The organism is Streptomyces sp. 4N509B (assembly GCF_052245655.1).
In the GTDB taxonomy this organism is placed as follows: Bacteria; Actinomycetota; Actinomycetes; order Streptomycetales; family Streptomycetaceae; genus Streptomyces.
The window spans coordinates 1-16,729 of the sequence record NZ_JBQQBZ010000029.1 but is presented as its reverse complement, the minus strand read 5'-3'; the positions used below and the strand labels follow the sequence as shown (position 1 = coordinate 16,729).

The following is a 16,729-nucleotide window of genomic DNA, read 5'->3' as shown; positions in this document are numbered from 1 at the left end:
ATAGCCAGAGGTAACGACAATACGGCGGAAGGTGACGTATTTTGGCCAACGCTCACCGTTGACCGGAAGGGGCTACTCGGCCACCCGCGTGCACAGGCCGCAGCCCTCGCACCACCACAGCGCGCCGTCCGCGTCCACGCGGGTGCTGCCGCAGGCAGGGCACTGCGGTCCGGCGACGCACGCCGTGACGTACAGGGTGGCGGCCGCCGACTGGCGTTCGTAGGGGAGTCGTTCGGCGGCGAAGCAGTGCAGACACAACGGGTGGGTGAGCCCCGGGAGCTTCACGACGCGGACGCGGCAACTCGGACACGGCTCCGCCCCGACGATCGACGGGTCGAGCCGACGCAGCACCACCGGTCGTGTCACCGTCACGCTCCCCTGACAGCCCCTCAGCCACTGGGCTGAGCCCTCACACGCCTCACACGAGGGGCCATCGTAAGGCCGTCACACGGAGATCGTTCCGTTTCCGACGATGACGGAATGGCCACCGACGGAGGCACCCGTCAGGCGCCCGCCCTCGGTGTGCGCCGTCGCCTCGATCAGGCTCGGGCGGCCCATCCGCACGCCCTGCTCGATCAGGAGCGACGGGTTGGCCAGGCCCTCGCGCACGGCGAGGCTCGCGACGAGGCCCGCGCTCGCGGCGCCGGTGGCCGGGTCCTCGTCGATGCCCATGGCCAACGGGAAGGACCGGGCGTTGACGTGCTCCCCGTCAGCGTCAGGGGCGAAGACGTACAGGTCGGGGGACCAGCCCCTGGCCACGCCCGCCGCCCAGGCCGCCCGGTCGACGACGATCCGGTCCACGGCCTCGGCGTCGGCGAGCCGCACGAAGCAGAAGCCGACGCCGACGCCGCCATACCAGGTGTCGACGATCCCGCTCTCGCCGTCGGGGAGGGCGAGCGCGGCGGCCACGTCGGCGCGCGACGGTTCGCGGCCGTCGTCCGGCGCCAGGTAGGGGGCGGTCACCGTGAAACGGGCGAAGGTGCCGTCGATCTCGACGGGGACGGGGCCGACGCCCTCCCGCAGCACGAGACGGCCGGCCGAGCGGACCTCCTCCTCGGTCGCGGCGAGCACCGCGGCCGTGCCCACCGTCGGGTGGCCGGCGAACGGCAGCTCGCTGGCGGGCGTGAAGATCCGCAGCCGCCGTTCCGGTACCGGCGCCTCCCCGTCGCCGGCTCCGCCGGGCCCGCCCTCGCCCTCACCCTCGGGTGGGAGGACGAAGGTGGTCTCGGAGAAGTTGAACTCGCGGGCGATGGCCTGCATGGTCTCGGTCGTCAGGCCGCGCGCGTCGGTCAGGACGGCGAGCTGGTTGCCACCGAAACGCCGCTCGGTGAAGACGTCGACGAGGAAGAAGGAGTACTCCACGCCAGGCACGCTAGGCCGGGTCGCCGTCGGCGGCAACGGATTTCAGCGGGCGCGCCGGCGGGCCGACGTAGCGGGCGGAGGGTCGCACCAGGCGGCCGGTACGTTTCTGCTCCAGGATGTGGGCCGACCACCCCGCGGACCGCGCACACGTGAACATCGCCGTGAACATGTCCGCGGGGACCTCCGCGAAGTCGAGGACGATCGCGGCCCAGAACTCGACGTTCGTGGCCAGCACCCGGTCGGGCCGCCGCGCCCGCAGCTCCTCCAACGCGGCCTGTTCGAGCGCGACGGCGACCTCGTAGCGCGGCGCGCCCAGCTCCCGCGCCGTGCGCCGCAGCACCCGGGCGCGCGGGTCCTCGGCGCGGTAGACGCGGTGGCCGAAGCCCATCAGGCGCTCGCCCGCGTCGAGGGCGCGTCGGACGTAGGCCGTCGCGTCGCCGGTCCGTTCCACCTCCTCGATCATGCCGAGCACGCGGGAGGGCGCGCCGCCGTGGAGCGGGCCCGACATGGCGCCGACCGCGCCGGAGAGGGCGGCGGCGACGTCCGCGCCGGTGGAGGCGATGACGCGGGCGGTGAAGGTGGAGGCGTTCATGCCGTGCTCGGCGGCGGAGGTCCAGTACGCGTCCACGGCGGCGACGTGCCGCGGGTCGGGCTCGCCGCGCCAGCGGCGCATGAAGCGTTCGACGATGGTGTCGGCCTTGTCGATCTCGCGCTGCGGCACGCGGGGCAGGGCGGGGTCGCGGGCGGACTGGGCGACGTAGCTCAACGCCATGACGGCGGCCCGCGCCAGGTCCTCGCGCGCCTGGGTGGCGTCGATGTCGAGGAGCGGTCGCAGGCCCCAGGCGGGGGCGAGCATGGCGAGGGCGGCCTGCACGTCGACCCGGACGTCACCGGTGTGAACGGGGAGGGGAAACGGTTCGGCGGGCGGCAGGCCGGGCGCGAAGGCGCCGTCCACCAGCAGGCCCCAGACCCGGCCGAACGAGACGCGGCCCACGAGGTCCTCGATGTCCACGCCCCGGTAGCGCAGGGCGCCACCCTCCCGGTCGGGCTCGGCGATCTCGGTCTCGAAGGCGACCACGCCCTCCAGGCCGGCGACGAAGCCGGGAGCGGTGCCGGGGGCGTCGGGGATGTCGGACATGGGTGGCTCCTCGTTGGATCGGGTGGCGGCGTCACCATATCCCCGGGTTCCGGACGGCCGTCTCCCCCCTCCGCCGTCCGGCTCCGCCCGTCCGGCCTTCGCCGTGTCGTTTCTCCTGTCCGCCGTCCGCCAGCCCGCCGCGGGGGCGGTCCGCGTCAGCGCCGGTGGCGTCCCCGGCGGGGGCCCGGCGGGGACGTCAGGTGGCCACGGGGTTCCCGCACGACACACACAAGGTACAGAGCACGGGACAAAAGCCCCTCGCGAGCCCCGAGTGTCAGTCGGGTGTTGCAAGATATGGCGCGTGTCCCACGCCGACAGCACCCCTCCCCGAAGCGACCGCCGAAGCGACCACCAAAGCGATCCCCGAAGCGACTCCCGCGCCTCCCGCGGCGACGGCCCACCTGAGCGGTCCGACGCTCCCGCTCGCCAGCTCGACCCCGCCGTCACGCGCGCCCGGTACGTCGAGGCTGGCCTGGACGAGAAGGACCTCGCTCCCGACCCGTTCACGCAGTTCGAGGAGTGGTACAAGGAGGCCGCCGCCAGTGGCCTGCACGAGCCGAACGCGATGGTCCTCTCGTCCGCCGACACCCAGGGCCGTCCCAGCTCCCGCACCGTGCTGCTGAAGCAGGTCGACCCGCGCGGGTTCGTCTTCTTCACGAACTACGGCTCGCGCAAGGGGCGCGAGATCGAGGCGAACCCCCACGTCTCGCTCCTCTTCCCCTGGCACGGGATCTCGCGGCAGGTGATCGTCTCCGGCACGGCCGGGCGCACCGGCAGGGACGAGACCGTGGCGTACTTCAGGACCAGGCCGCACGGCTCGCAGCTGGGAGCCTGGGCCAGCGAGCAGTCCTCGAAGGTGGCGTCGCGGGCGGAGCTGGACCGGATGTACGCCGAGCTGGCCGAGCGGTATCCGGAGGAGGAGGACGTGCCGGCGCCCCCGCAGTGGGGTGGGTACCGGGTGGTGCCGGAGACCGTGGAGTTCTGGCAGGGCCGGCAGAACCGGCTGCACGACAGGCTGCGGTACGTCCGCGAGGGCGCGGGCTGGACGGTCGAGCGGCTCTGCCCGTAGCGGTCCCTGGCCCGCCGTCCGTATCGGTCCTGGCGCGGAGGCTCTGGCGGCGCGGGCGGGACGAGGGCACACACAAAAGGAGCACATACAAAAGGAGGGGCGCACGAAGAGAGGGCGCCCCAAAAAGAAACGACCCGCGGACCTGGTTCCCCGGGGCGCTGGGCGCCCGGGGAGCCGGCCGGACGTCACCGGCGGCCCGCGGATCGGGTGACTGCTTGGGATTGGCCGGCGGTGCCGGCTCCACGTGCAGTGGGGCGACGACCGCTAGGCCGCAGCCACCTCACGCGTCCGGTAGTCAATCATCTGCCGAACCACCTCCCTTCTCGTGTGCTCAATACGCTAGGCGCCGGTGTCGGCTCGACACAACCCTTTTTCGCCCCGGCGGGTGGCGGGCTCAGGCGGGGCGGGGAGGGTGGCGCCAGTAGACGCGGTCGGCCGCCGCGGCGTGGACCCGTTCGTTCCACGCGGCGCCGCCGTCGACGTTGCCCGAGCGCAGCAGCGGAGGCTCGACGCCGCGGTCGGCCAGCTCGCCGACGGCCTGCGCGACCGTGGCCTGGAGCAGGGCGGCGGCCACCACCGTCGAGGCGGGAGCGAACGGCGCGGCCACACGGTCGTCGGTGAGCTCGGCGTCCCCGACGGCGATCCCGGTGTCGAGCACCAGGTCACAGTGCTCGCGCAGCGTCGCCCCGTACCGCCGGGCGTAGGCGAGTGAGGTGACGCCGATCACGGTCAGGCCCAGGGCCCTTGCGTGGGAGGCCATCTCGACGGGCAGCGCGTTGCGGCCGGAGAGGGAGACCACGAACAGCAGGTCGCCGGCGCGGGCGGGGCTGGTGTCGAGGGCGGCGCGGGCCAGGCCGCTGACCCGCTCCAGCGCGCTGCCGAACGGGGCGGGCACCGCGTCGACGCCGGTGGCGCCGGGCACGGCGAGCAGGTTGACCAGGGCCAGGCCGCCGGACCGGTAGACGAGGTCCTGGGCGGCGAGGGAGGAGTGGCCGGCGCCGTGGGCGAAGAGCGCGCCGCCGCCCGCGACGGTGTCGGCGACGAGGGCGCCGGCGCGTGCCAGCGTGGCCGCCTGCGTCTGCCTGGCCCGTTGGAGCAGGCCGACGGCCGCCTCCAGGTACCGGTCGGCGGGCGCGGAGCCGGCCGCGGGGCCTTCTGCGGGGTCCGGCGTGGAGCCCGAGGCGGGGTCCGAGCCCGCTCGCCGTGTCGTTTCGGCGTCCGCCCCGGCTGTCGGGGCGGCCGTCGTCGCGGCCGTCCCCGGGGCCTCTTCCGGCTCGGCCGTTCCTGTCATCGCCGCGTCCAAACCCGCTACCCTCCAAACCCGTCACCGCCGACGTCGCCGGGCGGGAACGATTGTCACTGGCGTGGGTCACAATTGGACAAGGGCCACCGCACGAGAATCTAGGGGCTTTCATGTCCGGACTCATCGACACCACCGAGATGTACCTCCGCACCGTCCTGGAGCTGGAGGAAGAAGGGGTGGTCCCGATGCGGGCGCGCATCGCGGAGCGGCTGGAGCAGAGTGGTCCCACCGTCAGCCAGACCGTGGCCCGCATGGAGCGCGACGGGCTGCTGGTCGTGGCGGGGGACCGTCATCTGGAGCTGACGGAGCAGGGGCGGCGCCTGGCGGAGCGGGTGATGCGCAAGCACCGGCTGGCCGAGTGCCTCCTCGTCGACGTCATCGGCCTCGAGTGGGAGCACGTGCACGCCGAGGCGTGCCGCTGGGAGCACGTCATGAGTGACGCGGTCGAGCGCCGTGTCCTGGAGCTGCTGAACCACCCCACGGAGTCGCCGTACGGGAATCCCATTCCCGCCCTGGCGGAGCTGGGGGAGACGAGCGAGCCCGACCCGTTCCTCGACGAGGGCATGGTCGCGCTCTCCGACCTCGCCTCCGACGGGGGCAAGACGGTGATCGTCCGCCGGATCGGCGAGCCGATCCAGACCGACTCGCAGGTGATGCAGACGCTGCGGCGGGCCGGGGTACAGCCCGGTGCGTCGGTGAGCGTCACGCCCGGTGTCGGGGGCGGGGTGCAGGTCGGCAGTGGCGGTGAGGCGGCCGAGCTCGATCCCGAGGTCGCCATGCACGTCTTCGTCGCCAAGGGCTGAGCGCGGCCGGGCCCGGCCGCCACGCCCGGCGGGGCCCGCCGCGTCGCACGGCGACGACGGCGAGGGCGGCCACGGCGGACGGCCACGACGGCGGACGGAGCCGTCGGCGTGCAGCGCAGCGACGAGGGGCGGCAGACGGGCGCCCGGCCGTTCCGGGGCGACGGGCATCGGGCGACAGGCATCGGGCGACAGGCGCCGGGCGACCGCACGGGAGGACAGGCACCGGAAGGACGGTCGGGTGGTGGCGGGCCGGCCGCGCCCTGGCGTCGGTACGGCCAGCCCACCTCTCACCCACCCCCCTCTTCTCCGCACGGCCCTGGAGCCCCGAGCATCAGGGCCGGCGTCCCTCCCGTTCCTTCTCTCCCCATACCGCCCGTCTCCGACGCATTCCGCCCTATCACTCAAACGTGGGTAAAACGCCGATATCGAACGCGCGTCCGCGACGGAGCGTCGGTCCCTGGCCTCGGGACGGCTCCGGACGACAGGCCGCTAGGAGCGGCTGACCGCGTCGAGGATCTCCGGGAGACGCGAGGCGGTGACGCCCGCGCCGAGACGCAATCCGAGGTAGGCCAGCAGCAGGCCGTAGCCCGCGCCCAACGGCAGCACGGTCCACGCCAGCTCGCTGTCCGAACCGCCCCACCACAGCCCGAGCCCCAGCACCGGCAGGGTCAGCCCCGCCGCCGCCAGCGAGCCGCACAGGATGCTGACCCACGCGACCGACGCCTGCCCGGCGGCCACGTTCTTCATCGGGTTGTCCTGGGGGATGGAGTACGGGTACCGGGCGGAGGAGAACGCGCCGACGCCGAAGAGCGAGCCGAGCAGCGCCAGCGAGATGCCCATCGCCTCGGGCAGCTGGTCCCACGCGTCGAAGACGGCGGCCGAGAGCAGCACCACCATCGTCGTGTAGGGCCCGGCGATCACGCCGACCGCCAGCGCCCGCCCCCGCAGCTCCTCGAAGGCGTCGCGGCGCGAGCTGATGGTCTGCGACACGAGCCAGAAGGCGCTGTAGTCCTGCCCGAACTGGTTGTACATCAGCAGGCCGAGCATGCCGGCGCCCCAGCACGCGTGGAAGATGCTGTCGTTGCCCTGCGCGGCGAAGACCACCGGCAGGAGCACACCCATGCCCAGCGACGTCGCCCAGCCCATCTTCGTCTTCGGGTCGCGCCAGCCGTAGCGCAGCGTCCGCAGCATCACGACCCCGGTGCGGCCCCGCGGCAGCAGCGCGGCGAGGCCGCGCCGGCCGCCGCGCCGCCCGCTCGCCCGGCTCCGGCCCGCGCGCCGCGGCGTGCCGCCGGTGGGGGCGGCCTGGAGCGTCGAGGAGTCGGGCGCCGTCATCAGCCGCGTCAACGCGCGCTGCCACCACCACAGCAGCAGGCCGAGCAGCGCCACCGTGCCGCCGAGGCCGAGCACGACGACGCCGGTCTCGCCCTCCTCGGCCGCCCGCACCGCGTCGATCGCCGAGACCGGCGGGACCCAGCGCACCACGTCCACCGTCGCCGAGACGGGCCCGATGCCGTCCTCGCCGGAGAGGCGGGAGACGCCGAGGTTGACCAGCTGGATGCCGAAGCCCACCACGAGACCGCTGAGAACCGCCAGGTCACGGCCTCGGCGGCTGGTCAGCAGGCGGGCGTTGGCCGTGGCCAGCGTGCGGGTGAGGGTGGTGCAGGTCACCAGGACCAGCGGCACCGCCACCGCGAGACAGACCCAGCCCGCCGTGCCGTCGACGATCGCGAACGCGGAGCCGAGGATCAGCAGCAGCGTGAAGAGCGGCCCCATGCCGACCACGGAGGCCGTCAGCTGGGCCACCATGAGCGGACGGGGGCGCAGCGGCAGCATCGCGAGGCGGCCCGGGTCGAGCGTCTCGTCCACGCCGCCGACGAAGAACGGCAGGAACGCCCAGGCCAGCGCGACCAGCGCGACCAGCGCGAGCGCCACGTCCGTGACGTGGGCGTAGCCGCGCAGCGCGACCATGCTCAGCAGCCCGAGGCTGCCGAACAGCACGGTGAGGACGAGCGAGCCGATGAACGCGGCGGAGCGGCCGGTGGACTGCCGCACCCCGTTGCGCAGCAGCGCCAGCTTCAGCCGGAGGAAGGTGGCGGTCACGACCCGCGTCGAGGCCAGGGCGAACGGCGTCGCGGCGGCGGGGGCGACAGCGCCGGCGACGGCGGGCGACGCGGGAGGCGGCGCGCTGGCCGGCGGGACTGCCGGCGGCACCGGTGGCGGGCCCGACGGCGGGCCCGTTGGGGGGCCCGTTGGGGGAACGGGCGGTGGGACCGAGGGGACGGACGGGGTGGCGCTCACCGGGCGCCGCCCAACCAGTCGAGGGTCTGCCCGGCCGGGTTGCCCTGCGCGCCGACCAGGGCGAGGAAGGCGTTCTGCAACGAGTCGGCGTCGCCGCGCACCGCCTCCAGCGGCCCGTCGGCTCTGATCCGCCCGGCGGCGATCACCGCCACCCAGTCGCACAGCGACTCGACGAGCTCCATCACGTGGCTGGAGAAGACGACCGTGGCGCCCGACTCGGTGTACCGCTCCAGCACGCCCCTGATCGTCTGGGCGGAGACCGGGTCGACGCCCTCGAAGGGCTCGTCGAGGAAGAGGACCTCGGGGTTGTGCAGCAGCGCGGCGGCCAGTCCCGTCTTCTTCCGCATGCCGGTCGAGTAGTCGATGATCAGCTTGTTCTGGGCGGAGGAGAGGTCGAGCACGTCCAGCAGCTGGTCGGCGCGGCGCTCCACCTCGGCCTCCGGCAGCCCGCGCAGGCGCCCCAGGTACGTCAGCAGCTCGCGTCCGCTGAGGCGGTCGAAGAGGCGCAGGCCCTCGGGCAGCACCCCGATGCGGGACTTGACGGCCACCGGGTCACGCCAGACGTCGTGCCCGGCGACCTCGACCTCGCCGGCGTCGGGACGCAGCAGGCCGGTGATCATGGACAGGGTCGTGGTCTTGCCCGCCCCGTTGGGGCCGACCAGGCCGACGAAGCGCCCCTGGGGGAGCACCAGGTCGATCCCGGAGACCGCGACCTGCTCCCCGAAGCGCTTCCACAGCCCTCGCACGCGGACGGCGGCGGGGCGCTCGGCCTGGCCGGGGGCGGGTGGGATGGGCGATATGCGAGAGGTGGCCGTGTTGCTGTCCCCGGGTACCGTCATGGCTCTCACCCTAGACGGCGCCCCGGGACCCGGACCCGGAAGAGGGGAGAGGAGCCGGGCAGCGGTGGCGGGAGCCGGCTCCCGGCACCCGCCCCCACGGCCACGGCCCGGCGTCAGCCGGCGTCAGAAGGGCCCTAGCGTTGGTCGACCGAGCAGGCGTAGGTCAGCGGCGGCACCAGCTCCTCCGCGTCGGGCAGCCAGCGGGCGGCGGAGGCCGGCTCGCGCACCCACTGCGCCGAGCCACGCGGCCCCATCCGCGTGGGCGGCGCCACCACGTACCCACCCTCGCCGCGCGCCACCAGGTCGACCGGCCCCTGTCCCCGGGACCGCCCCCGGGCCTGCCGCCGCAGCAGGGCCTGGGCCTTAGCGGCGCCGCCCGCCAGCACGAAGAACTGCATCCTGCCGTACGGCGTGCTGCTGACCGGACCGAGCGTGGTGCCCATGCGCTCCATCCGTGCCAGCGCCAGGCAGCCCGCCGACTCCGGCACCTCCAGGATGTCGAACGTGCGCCCGGTCGGCAGCAGGATCGCCGCCCGCGGCTCGGCGGTCCACAGCTGCCGGACCGTGCTGGCGCTCCCCGTGGCCTGCGCCGCCCAGTCGGGGCGCACGGGGTGCGCACCCGGAGCGTCACAGTCGCGCACGGCGCACGAGCAGCGCGGGACGCCTCCGGTGAACTCGAGCCAGGTGCCGGGAAGCACCTCCCAGTGCCGCTCCTGGGCGTACCGCACCGCGTGGTCGAGCAGCGGCTCGGCCACGGCGCTGATCGTGACGGGCGGGCCGGACGGGGCGGGTGGGGCGAGTGGGGCGGAGGCGACGTGCGCGACGGACGGGACGGGCCGTGCGGTGGTGCGGGAGGTGGCGCCTGGGACGGCAGCCGAGACGACCGGCGCGGCCACCGGTGAGGTCACCGATGGCGCCGACGGGGGCGTCGGCGCTGGTCGGGCGGCCGGGATCGTCGAGGTGAAGGTGTGTCGGGGCGGGATGCCGGGACGGGCCGCGAGGGAGGGGGCGGGGGTGGCGCCGAGGGTCTCTTCCACGTCGAACACAACTCGGATTGGGCCAGATGGGTTACGGCCACGGCCGCGCGACGTTTCTCCCCTGAGATTCTCCTGCCGTTCCTGTCGACCCCGAGCGCTCGTCGCCGAGCGTCTCCCGGAGCGTTTTCCCGAACGCCTGTCCCCGTCCGTCCCCGTCCGTCCGCGCCCGTCCGCGCTCGTCCGCGCCCGTCCACGCCCGGAGAGGTCCGCATGCTGCCCCGGTGATCCCGTGCTCCCCCATCCGCACCCTGGGGCGCATCGGTGCATCAACGGGGGCGTATGGGATGGACCCGGAACTCACCGGGCAGTCATCAGCGCGGAGTGTCCCCGGTCGGGAGCGAGCTGATGACTGCCGAAATGTCCCTGTGCCCGATGCCTCATGGTCGGGAGGCGTGCCGCCGATGACCGCCAGACCGCTGATCGCGCGCCAGCCGAACGAGCGCCTGCTGTCCCTCATCCGGGAGGCCGGCTGCTCCAACGCGGGGCTGGCCCGCCGCGTCAACATGTGTGCCGCCGAGCGCGGCCTCGACTTCCGCTACGACAAGACGTCGGTGGCGCGGTGGATCCGGGGCCAGCAGCCCCGTGGCCGGGCGCCGGACATCATCGCCGAGGCCCTGGGCCGCAAGCTGGGCCGCCCGGTCACGGTCGACGAGATCGGCATGGGCAACTCGCGCCAGCTCGGCTCCTCCGTGGGGCTGCACTTCGCGGCCGGGCTCGCCGAGTGCCTGGAGCAGGCCACCGAGCTGTGGCGGTCCGACGTGGCGCGGCGGGAGAACGAGAGTGCCGGCGGCTTCATCCCCGCGCCCGCGGGGCCGGGCGGGGCAGCCGGCTCGGGCGGGACGTCGGGCCCGTCGGGGGCGGGCGGGGTGCCGGCCGCGCCGGGAGCGCCGTTCGCGCTGGTCGGCGGGGTGTTCAGCGGGCCATACGGCGCCAGCGCCGCGCACGTCGCCCCGGCCGCCCTCGTGGAGCCGAGCCGGGACTGGCTGATCACTCCGACCGACGCGGAGGTCGGCCGCTCCTCGGGGCCGCGCGTGGGCGCCTCCGACGTGGCCACGGTCCGCGCCACCATCGTGGCGCTGGTCGACCTCGACCGCCGCTGGGGTTCGGGACACGTGCGCCCCCTCGTCGTGCACTACCTCAACACCGTTCTCTCCGGCCTCCTGTCCGGCGCCTACCGGGAGCCGGTCGGCCGCGAGCTGTACGCCGCCGCGGCCCGCCTGACCGAGCTCGCCGGGTACATGGCCGTCGACAGCGGACTGCCGGGGCTCGCCCAGCGGTACTACATCCAGGCGCTCAGGCTGGCGCAGGCGGCCGGCGACCGTGGCTTCGGCGGGTACGTGCTGGCCGCGGGAATGAGCCATCTCGCCGCCGAGCTGGGCAACCCCCGGGAGGTCATCCAGCTGGCCCGTGCCGCCCAGGAGGGCACCCGCGGGCGGGTGCCGCCGCGCGCCGAGGCGTTGTTCCTGGCCGCGGAGGCGCGCGGCCACGCCCAGCTGGGGGACAAGGAGTCCTGCCGCCGGGCCGCCGGAGCGGCGTTGGGCGCCATGGAACGGGCCGCGGGCGCGGCCGGCGGCAGCGACGGCGAGGAGCCCGCGTGGATCCGCCACTTCGACACGGCGTACCTCGCCGACGAGCTCGCCCACTGCCACCGCGACCTCGGCCAGGGGCAGGCCGCGCAGCGGCGGGCGGCCGAGGCGCTGGCGGGCCACCCCCAGGGCCGCGCCAGGCGCCGCGCCATCGGCCTGTTGGTGATGGCGACGGGCCAGCTCCAGGAGGGCGAGCTCGACCACGCCTGCCACACGGCGGGCGAGGCCGCGTCGCTCCTGACGGGCCTGCGGTCGGGCCGCGGCGCGGAGTACTTCGCCGACTTCACCTCGCGGCTCGCGCCGCACGAGGGGGAGCCCGTCGTCAGGGACTTCACCGCGCGGTGGCAGCCGAGGGCGGGCGCGGTGCCCGTCGGGTGAGCGCCGCGATCCGCGGCCAGCATTCGCTGAGCCGTTCGACGACTCTCAATCAGAGCCGCTAACGTGACCCGCGTGAACAGCCACAGCGGTCGGGACGAGGAACCACGCGAGGGCGTCGTGCTGCCCTCGGACGGTGGCCAGCCGTGGAACCCGCGTGACGAGTCGCAGCAGACCGGCCCCGGCCTGGGGGCACCCTCCTCGGGGCAGCCGTGGGGCCAGCCCTGGGGGCCCGGCCAGCAACTGCCGGCGCAGGGTCAGCAGCCGTCGCAGCCCCAGCCGTCGCCGTCGTCCCACTCGTCGCACCCGCAACCGCAGCTGCCCCCGCAGGCGCAGGTCCCCCCGCCGCCCCAGGTGCAGCCGCCTTCGCAGCCGCAGCAGCTGCCGGCGCCGCCCGCCGCGCCGCCGGCCCCTGCTCCTGTTCCTGCTCCGGCTCCGGCCCAGGGGGCGCCCGAGCTGCCCCGGCAGCCGACGCCCCCCATGCCCAGCCACGCGCCCGCGCCCGGTTCGGTCACCCCGCCCGCCCTGTCCGACGAGGCGGCCACCGAGCTGATCCCGCCCGTTCCGGCCGACGGGGCGGGACCGGTCGGCCACGCGGGCCAGCAGGGACCGCATGGTCAGCAGGGACCACACGGCCAGCAGGGCCTGCCCGGCCTGCCGGGCCCGCAGGGGGGTGGCGACGTCGAGTCGACGACGCAGATCCGCGCCGTCCCCCAGCACGCCGGCCCCGCGCGGCCGCCCGTCGACTCCGAGGGCGCCACCCAGCTGATCCCCCCGGTCACCGACGTCCCCCCGACGCAGGCCGACCCCGAGGGCGCGACCCAGCTGATCCCGCCGGTCACCGACGCCACGCCGGCCCCGGCCGACCCCGAGTCCACCACCCAGATACGCGCGATACGGGACACCTCGCAGCGCGGCGCGCCCCCGTCGCACCGGGCGGGCCGCCACCGGCACGCGGGCGGCCAGATCCGCCCGGAGAGCGGCGTCGAGTCGACGCAGGCCATGCCCGGGATCCCGGGCGACCTCCCGGGCGGCGGCGACTTCGACAGCCTCTTCCGGTCCGCCTCCCACCACACGCCGCAGGACGAGCCCGACGTGGCCCCGGCGGTCTTCGGTCACGGCCGGGGCGGGGACGCGGGGGACGGCGGCGGGCGGCGGCGCGTCTCCACGGCGGTGATCGTGGCCGTCGTCGCCGTCAGCGCCCTCGTCGGCCTCATCGCGGGCGCCGCGTTCAGCAGCGGCGGCTCCGACTCCGACACCACCGCCGAGGAGCAGGGGGACGCCGGCGGCGCCGACGCCGGCGGCGAGGGCGGCGGCGAGGGCGAGTCCGCCGCCGGAGGCGCGGGCGGCGAGGAGGACGAGGAGGGCGACCCGGAGGCCGTGCGGCAGCAGGCCGAGGCGCTCTCCGCGCTGCTGGAGGACAGCAACGACAGCCGCGACGCCGTGATCAGCGCCGTCGACAGCATCCGTTCCTGCAAGCGCCTGCCCCAGGCCGCGCGGGACCTGCGGGACGCCGCCGGCCAGCGCAACGGCCTCGTGGCGCGCCTGGAGGAGCTCAACATCGACCAGCTCCCGGACGGCGACGCGCTCGGCGCGGCCCTGACCGAGGCATGGGAGGCGTCGGCGCTCGCCGACGAGCACTACGCGGACTGGGCCGACGACGTCCGCGAGGGCCGCGGCCAGATCTGCCGCAACAACCAGGCCCGCCACACCGCCGCCGCCAACGACGGGGACGCGGCCAGCGGGGTCGCCACCCAGGCCAAGGAGGAGGCGGCCTCCCTGTGGAACCCCATCGCCGTCGAGCACGGGCTGCCGGAGCGGGAGGCGAGCCAGCTGTGAGCCAGGAGCCCACGGAAGCGCCGCCGCAGGCCCCGCGGCCGAGAAGGCAGCAGGCCCCGCGGGAGGGCCACGCCCCGCGGCCGGCCGCGCCGTCGGCGTCGGCGCCGGAATCGGAGTCGGAGTCGGAGTCGTCGGCCTCGCCACAGCAGACGGCAGCGCCATTCCCTCACGGGCGCCGTTCGCGCACCATGGTCCGCATGCCGCTTCACGACCTCCCGTGGTGGCGCTGGCGCGCCAATGTGCGCTCCGCGCTGCACATGCTCTCCGACCCCGTCCTCCACCAGGAGCGTTGGCTCGCCGCCGTGCCCGGGTACGGCGACGTCACCGACGCCGTCTACCGCCTGGTCGAGGACACCTGGCTGGACAACTGGTCCGCGGACAAGTACGTCGGCAGCGTCTTCCGGGACTCCCAGGAGGCCGCGCTGGTCGACGTCGCGGTGCTGCGGGTGCTGCGGATCATGCACCAGGTCGGCCCGGACGCGCCGGTCTCCGCCTACCTCCAGCACCACGGCTGGCCCGAGGCGGTGCGGGCGGCGCGCGAGGCCCACGTCCGGCTGGCGCTCAACGACGGCGAGGACCCGGACGCGCCGCCGCGCTCCCTCGACGAGCTGGCCGTCCTGCTCCACTCGCTCTGAGGCCCCGGGCTCCGGGCTCGCCCCGGGTTCCGGGTTCCGGGTTCGGCCCGGGGTGCCTGGGCGTCCCCGCCGAGGGCTGGGCGTCCCGCCGGGCGCGGCCCGGTCCGACGCGGCGGCCGGGCGGCACCCCCGCGCCGCGTGCCGAGCACCCCGGCGCGTGTGCCAGGCTGGTGCCATGACCGCCTCGTCCCCCGCACCGACCCCGGCCCCGACCCCGGCTCCCGAGCAGTTCATCCTCACGCTCTCCTGCCCGGACAAGCCGGGCATCGTGCACGCCGTGTCGAGCTACCTCTTCATGACCGGGTGCAACATCGAGGACAGTCAGCAGTTCGGAGACCGCCACACCGGTCTGTTCTTCATGCGGGTGCACTTCTCGGCCGTCGAGCCCTCCCTCACGGCGGAGAAGCTGCGGGCCAGCTTCACCGCGATCGGGGACTCCTTCCAGATGGACTGGCAGCTGCACCCCACCGCGGACCGGATGCGCGTGCTGCTGATGGTCAGCAGGTTCGGCCACTGCCTGAACGACCTGCTCTTCCGCACCCGCATCGGCGCCCTCCCCATCGAGATCGCCGCCGTGGTCTCCAACCACACCGACTTCGCGGAGCTCGCCGCCTCCTACGACACCCCGTTCCACCACATCCCCGTCACCGCCGACACCAAGCCGGAGGCGGAGGCGCGGCTGCTGCGGATCGTCGAGGACGAGGGCGTGGAACTCGTCGTTCTGGCCCGGTACATGCAGGTCATCTCGGACGAGCTGTGCAAGCGGCTCCCCGGCCGCATCATCAACATCCACCACTCCTTCCTCCCCAGCTTCAAGGGCGCGCGGCCGTACCACCAAGCGCACGACCGGGGCGTGAAGCTGATCGGCGCCACGGCGCACTACGTGACGGCGGAGCTGGACGAGGGCCCGATCATCGAGCAGGAGGTGGAGCGGGTCGGCCACGAGCTGACGCCGCAGCAGCTGGTGGCGGTCGGGCGCGACGTGGAGTGCCAGGCGCTGGCGCGGGCGGTGAAGTGGCACAGCGAGCGCCGCGTGCTGCTCAACGGGCGCCGCACCGTCGTCTTCGCCTGACGGCCGTCCCTCACAGGCGGGAGAGGTCCGCCGCGGCGAACAGCACGTCGCGCACGGCGTCCTCGTCGCCGACGACGCCGGCGCTCTCGGCCGCCTCCTCCGGGGAGATCCGGCCGGAGGCCAGCTGACAGAACTGCACGTCGTCGAGGGCGACGTGCGCCACGGCCTCGCGCGCCTCCGCGCGGGTGACCGTGGCGGCGGGCGAGTCGAGCGCTATGTAGAAGTCGCCGCCGCCCGACCCCTCGACCTCCAGGTGAAGGATGCGCCCCGGCCGTCCCGCCGTCGTCAGCCCCCGGGCGAGGTGCGCGAGCCCCGCCCGGCGGCGCCGCGCGACGCTGCCGGGCAGCCGGCGCGCGGTGAGGTCGACCAGCAGCCGCAGGTGCGCGCCGGGCGGCGGGTCGTAGGGGTAGCTGACGGCATGCGCGACGTCCATGGCGTGGATCCAGCAGGCGAAGGCGCGGTCGAGGTAGGCGTCGGAGAGGGCCAGTTCGCCGGTGCCGGGGTCCGCCGTGAAGAGCCCCGGGTCGCCGTACGCGGCGTGGGACATGGTGCGTTCCCCGGTGCGCCCGCCCACCCGGGCCGCCGCCCGCACCAGGGCGCGCGACTGCTCCCGCCACGGCGTGCGGGTCGCCGTCTCCGGGTCCCGCGCCGTCGCGTCGCCCTCGGGGGACCGCTGTCGTGACCAGCGGGCGAGGGTGCGGGCCGTGGGGTCCAACGGCACCTGTGCCGGCTCGGGCGCGCGGGCTTCCGGCGTGCTTTCGCCGCCCGCTCCTTCCCCGGGGCCGGCCGTCGTCCCCGGCCCCGCCGGGCGGGTCGGCTCTCCGGTACCGGGACCGGGACCGGGGCCGCGGCCGGTGTCCGGGTCGGACGCGGCGGGGTCGACGGGCTCCGCGAGGGGGTCGGGCAGTCCGACCGCGCGGGCCAGCAGCCCGTCGACCGCGTGGAGGTGGTCGATCACCCCGGCCACCGTGGTGGCGCGGGAGGGCCACGCGCCGCCGCCGTACCAGCGCAGCGTCACCGGGGTGCGCCACTCGTCGGCGGCGAAGTCGATCAGCAGCGTGTCGAGGCGCGCCACCTCCGCGTCGTAGGGCGCGGCCCAGGACGGGACGGGAACGCGGGCGGAACGGCGGGCGAGGCAGGCGTCGAGCACGCGGGGGCGCAGGTCGTGGTCGAGGTCGAGCCCGCGCTGCGGCTCCAGCAGGGTGGCGGCGTCGCGCAGCCGCATGGCCTCGTCGGCGCAGGGGGCGCAGTCGTTGAGGTGGGCCTCGACGCGCTCGGACTCCTCGGGCTGGCAGGCCGCGAGGGCCCAGGCGCCGAGCAGCGACATCAGCTCCTGGTGCCGCGCGCCCCGTGGACTCGTGGGGTGGGCG

Annotated in this window: 14 protein-coding genes; 6 read left to right on the top strand and 8 right to left on the bottom strand. The window is 75.2% G+C overall.

Going from position 1 to position 16,729, the window contains the following annotated elements; translation table 11 throughout:
* Positions 1-72 precede the first annotated feature (72 nt).
* The 3 genes from ACTWP5_RS23510 to ACTWP5_RS23500 form a co-directional block, all read right to left on the bottom strand.
* Positions 73-366: a hypothetical protein gene (locus tag ACTWP5_RS23510; RefSeq protein ID WP_443223069.1), complete on the bottom strand. Its 294-nt coding sequence runs from the start codon at positions 364-366 to the stop codon at positions 73-75.
* 78 nt (positions 367-444) lie between these two features.
* Positions 445-1,362 (bottom strand): PhzF family phenazine biosynthesis protein, encoded by a 918-nt coding sequence (locus ACTWP5_RS23505; protein ID WP_443223068.1) that lies wholly within the window; start codon positions 1,360-1,362, stop codon positions 445-447.
* 10 nt (positions 1,363-1,372) lie between these two features.
* Complete coding sequence (locus ACTWP5_RS23500) at positions 1,373-2,500, bottom strand: citrate synthase 2 (RefSeq protein WP_443223067.1); 1,128 nt, start codon at positions 2,498-2,500, stop codon at positions 1,373-1,375.
* 472 nt (positions 2,501-2,972) lie between these two features.
* On the opposite strand from ACTWP5_RS23500, the gene pdxH reads away from it, so the two are divergent.
* Complete coding sequence (pdxH, locus tag ACTWP5_RS23495) at positions 2,973-3,569, top strand: pyridoxamine 5'-phosphate oxidase (RefSeq protein WP_443223140.1); 597 nt, start codon at positions 2,973-2,975, stop codon at positions 3,567-3,569.
* 394 nt (positions 3,570-3,963) lie between these two features.
* On the opposite strand, the gene ACTWP5_RS23490 is transcribed toward pdxH, so the two are convergent.
* Entirely contained in the window at positions 3,964-4,860 is an 897-nt protein-coding gene (locus tag ACTWP5_RS23490; protein WP_443223066.1) for an SIS domain-containing protein, read from the bottom strand.
* Between the two features lie 122 nt (positions 4,861-4,982).
* On the opposite strand from ACTWP5_RS23490, the gene ACTWP5_RS23485 reads away from it, so the two are divergent.
* Positions 4,983-5,675: a metal-dependent transcriptional regulator gene (locus ACTWP5_RS23485; protein WP_443223065.1), complete on the top strand. Its 693-nt coding sequence runs from the start codon at positions 4,983-4,985 to the stop codon at positions 5,673-5,675.
* Positions 5,676-6,164: 489 nt separating this feature from the next.
* Here ACTWP5_RS23485 and ACTWP5_RS23480 read toward each other — a convergent pair whose 3' ends face one another.
* From ACTWP5_RS23480 to ACTWP5_RS23470, 3 genes are all read right to left on the bottom strand, one after another.
* Entirely contained in the window at positions 6,165-7,889 is a 1,725-nt protein-coding gene (locus tag ACTWP5_RS23480; RefSeq protein ID WP_443223064.1) for a transporter, read from the bottom strand.
* Between the two features lie 83 nt (positions 7,890-7,972).
* Positions 7,973-8,815 (bottom strand): ABC transporter ATP-binding protein, encoded by an 843-nt coding sequence (locus ACTWP5_RS23475; protein WP_443223063.1) that lies wholly within the window; start codon positions 8,813-8,815, stop codon positions 7,973-7,975.
* A 134-nt stretch (positions 8,816-8,949) separates the two neighbouring features.
* A complete protein-coding gene (locus tag ACTWP5_RS23470) occupies positions 8,950-9,579 on the bottom strand; it encodes a bifunctional DNA primase/polymerase (RefSeq protein WP_443223139.1) in 630 nt (209 codons plus the stop codon).
* Between the two features lie 674 nt (positions 9,580-10,253).
* Here ACTWP5_RS23470 and ACTWP5_RS23465 point away from each other — a divergent pair.
* From ACTWP5_RS23465 to purU, 4 genes are all read left to right on the top strand, one after another.
* On the top strand, positions 10,254-11,816 hold the full coding sequence (locus ACTWP5_RS23465; protein WP_443223062.1) for a transcriptional regulator: 1,563 nt from the start codon (positions 10,254-10,256) through the stop codon (positions 11,814-11,816).
* A 72-nt stretch (positions 11,817-11,888) separates the two neighbouring features.
* On the top strand, positions 11,889-13,652 hold the full coding sequence (locus ACTWP5_RS23460) for a hypothetical protein (protein ID WP_443223061.1): 1,764 nt from the start codon (positions 11,889-11,891) through the stop codon (positions 13,650-13,652).
* A gap of 188 nt (positions 13,653-13,840) precedes the next feature.
* Entirely contained in the window at positions 13,841-14,287 is a 447-nt protein-coding gene (locus tag ACTWP5_RS23455) for an SCO4402 family protein (protein WP_443223060.1), read from the top strand.
* Positions 14,288-14,462: 175 nt separating this feature from the next.
* Positions 14,463-15,359 (top strand): formyltetrahydrofolate deformylase, encoded by an 897-nt coding sequence (gene purU / locus ACTWP5_RS23450; RefSeq protein ID WP_443223059.1) that lies wholly within the window; start codon positions 14,463-14,465, stop codon positions 15,357-15,359.
* A gap of 10 nt (positions 15,360-15,369) precedes the next feature.
* On the opposite strand, the gene ACTWP5_RS23445 is transcribed toward purU, so the two are convergent.
* A partial coding sequence (locus tag ACTWP5_RS23445; RefSeq protein WP_443223058.1) for a zf-HC2 domain-containing protein occupies positions 15,370-16,729 on the bottom strand: 1,360 nt, incomplete at its 5' end.

Coding starts and splice junctions, on each gene's coding strand:
- ACTWP5_RS23500 (WP_443223067.1), bottom strand. CDS start 2,500: ATGTCCGACATCCCCGACGCCCCCGGCACCGCTCCCGGCTTCGTCGCC.
- ACTWP5_RS23490 (WP_443223066.1), bottom strand. CDS start 4,860: ATGACAGGAACGGCCGAGCCGGAAGAGGCCCCGGGGACGGCCGCGACG.
- ACTWP5_RS23485 (WP_443223065.1), top strand. CDS start 4,983: ATGTCCGGACTCATCGACACCACCGAGATGTACCTCCGCACCGTCCTG.
- ACTWP5_RS23475 (WP_443223063.1), bottom strand. CDS start 8,815: ATGACGGTACCCGGGGACAGCAACACGGCCACCTCTCGCATATCGCCC.
- ACTWP5_RS23465 (WP_443223062.1), top strand. CDS start 10,254: ATGACCGCCAGACCGCTGATCGCGCGCCAGCCGAACGAGCGCCTGCTG.
- ACTWP5_RS23455 (WP_443223060.1), top strand. CDS start 13,841: ATGGTCCGCATGCCGCTTCACGACCTCCCGTGGTGGCGCTGGCGCGCC.
- purU (WP_443223059.1), top strand. CDS start 14,463: ATGACCGCCTCGTCCCCCGCACCGACCCCGGCCCCGACCCCGGCTCCC.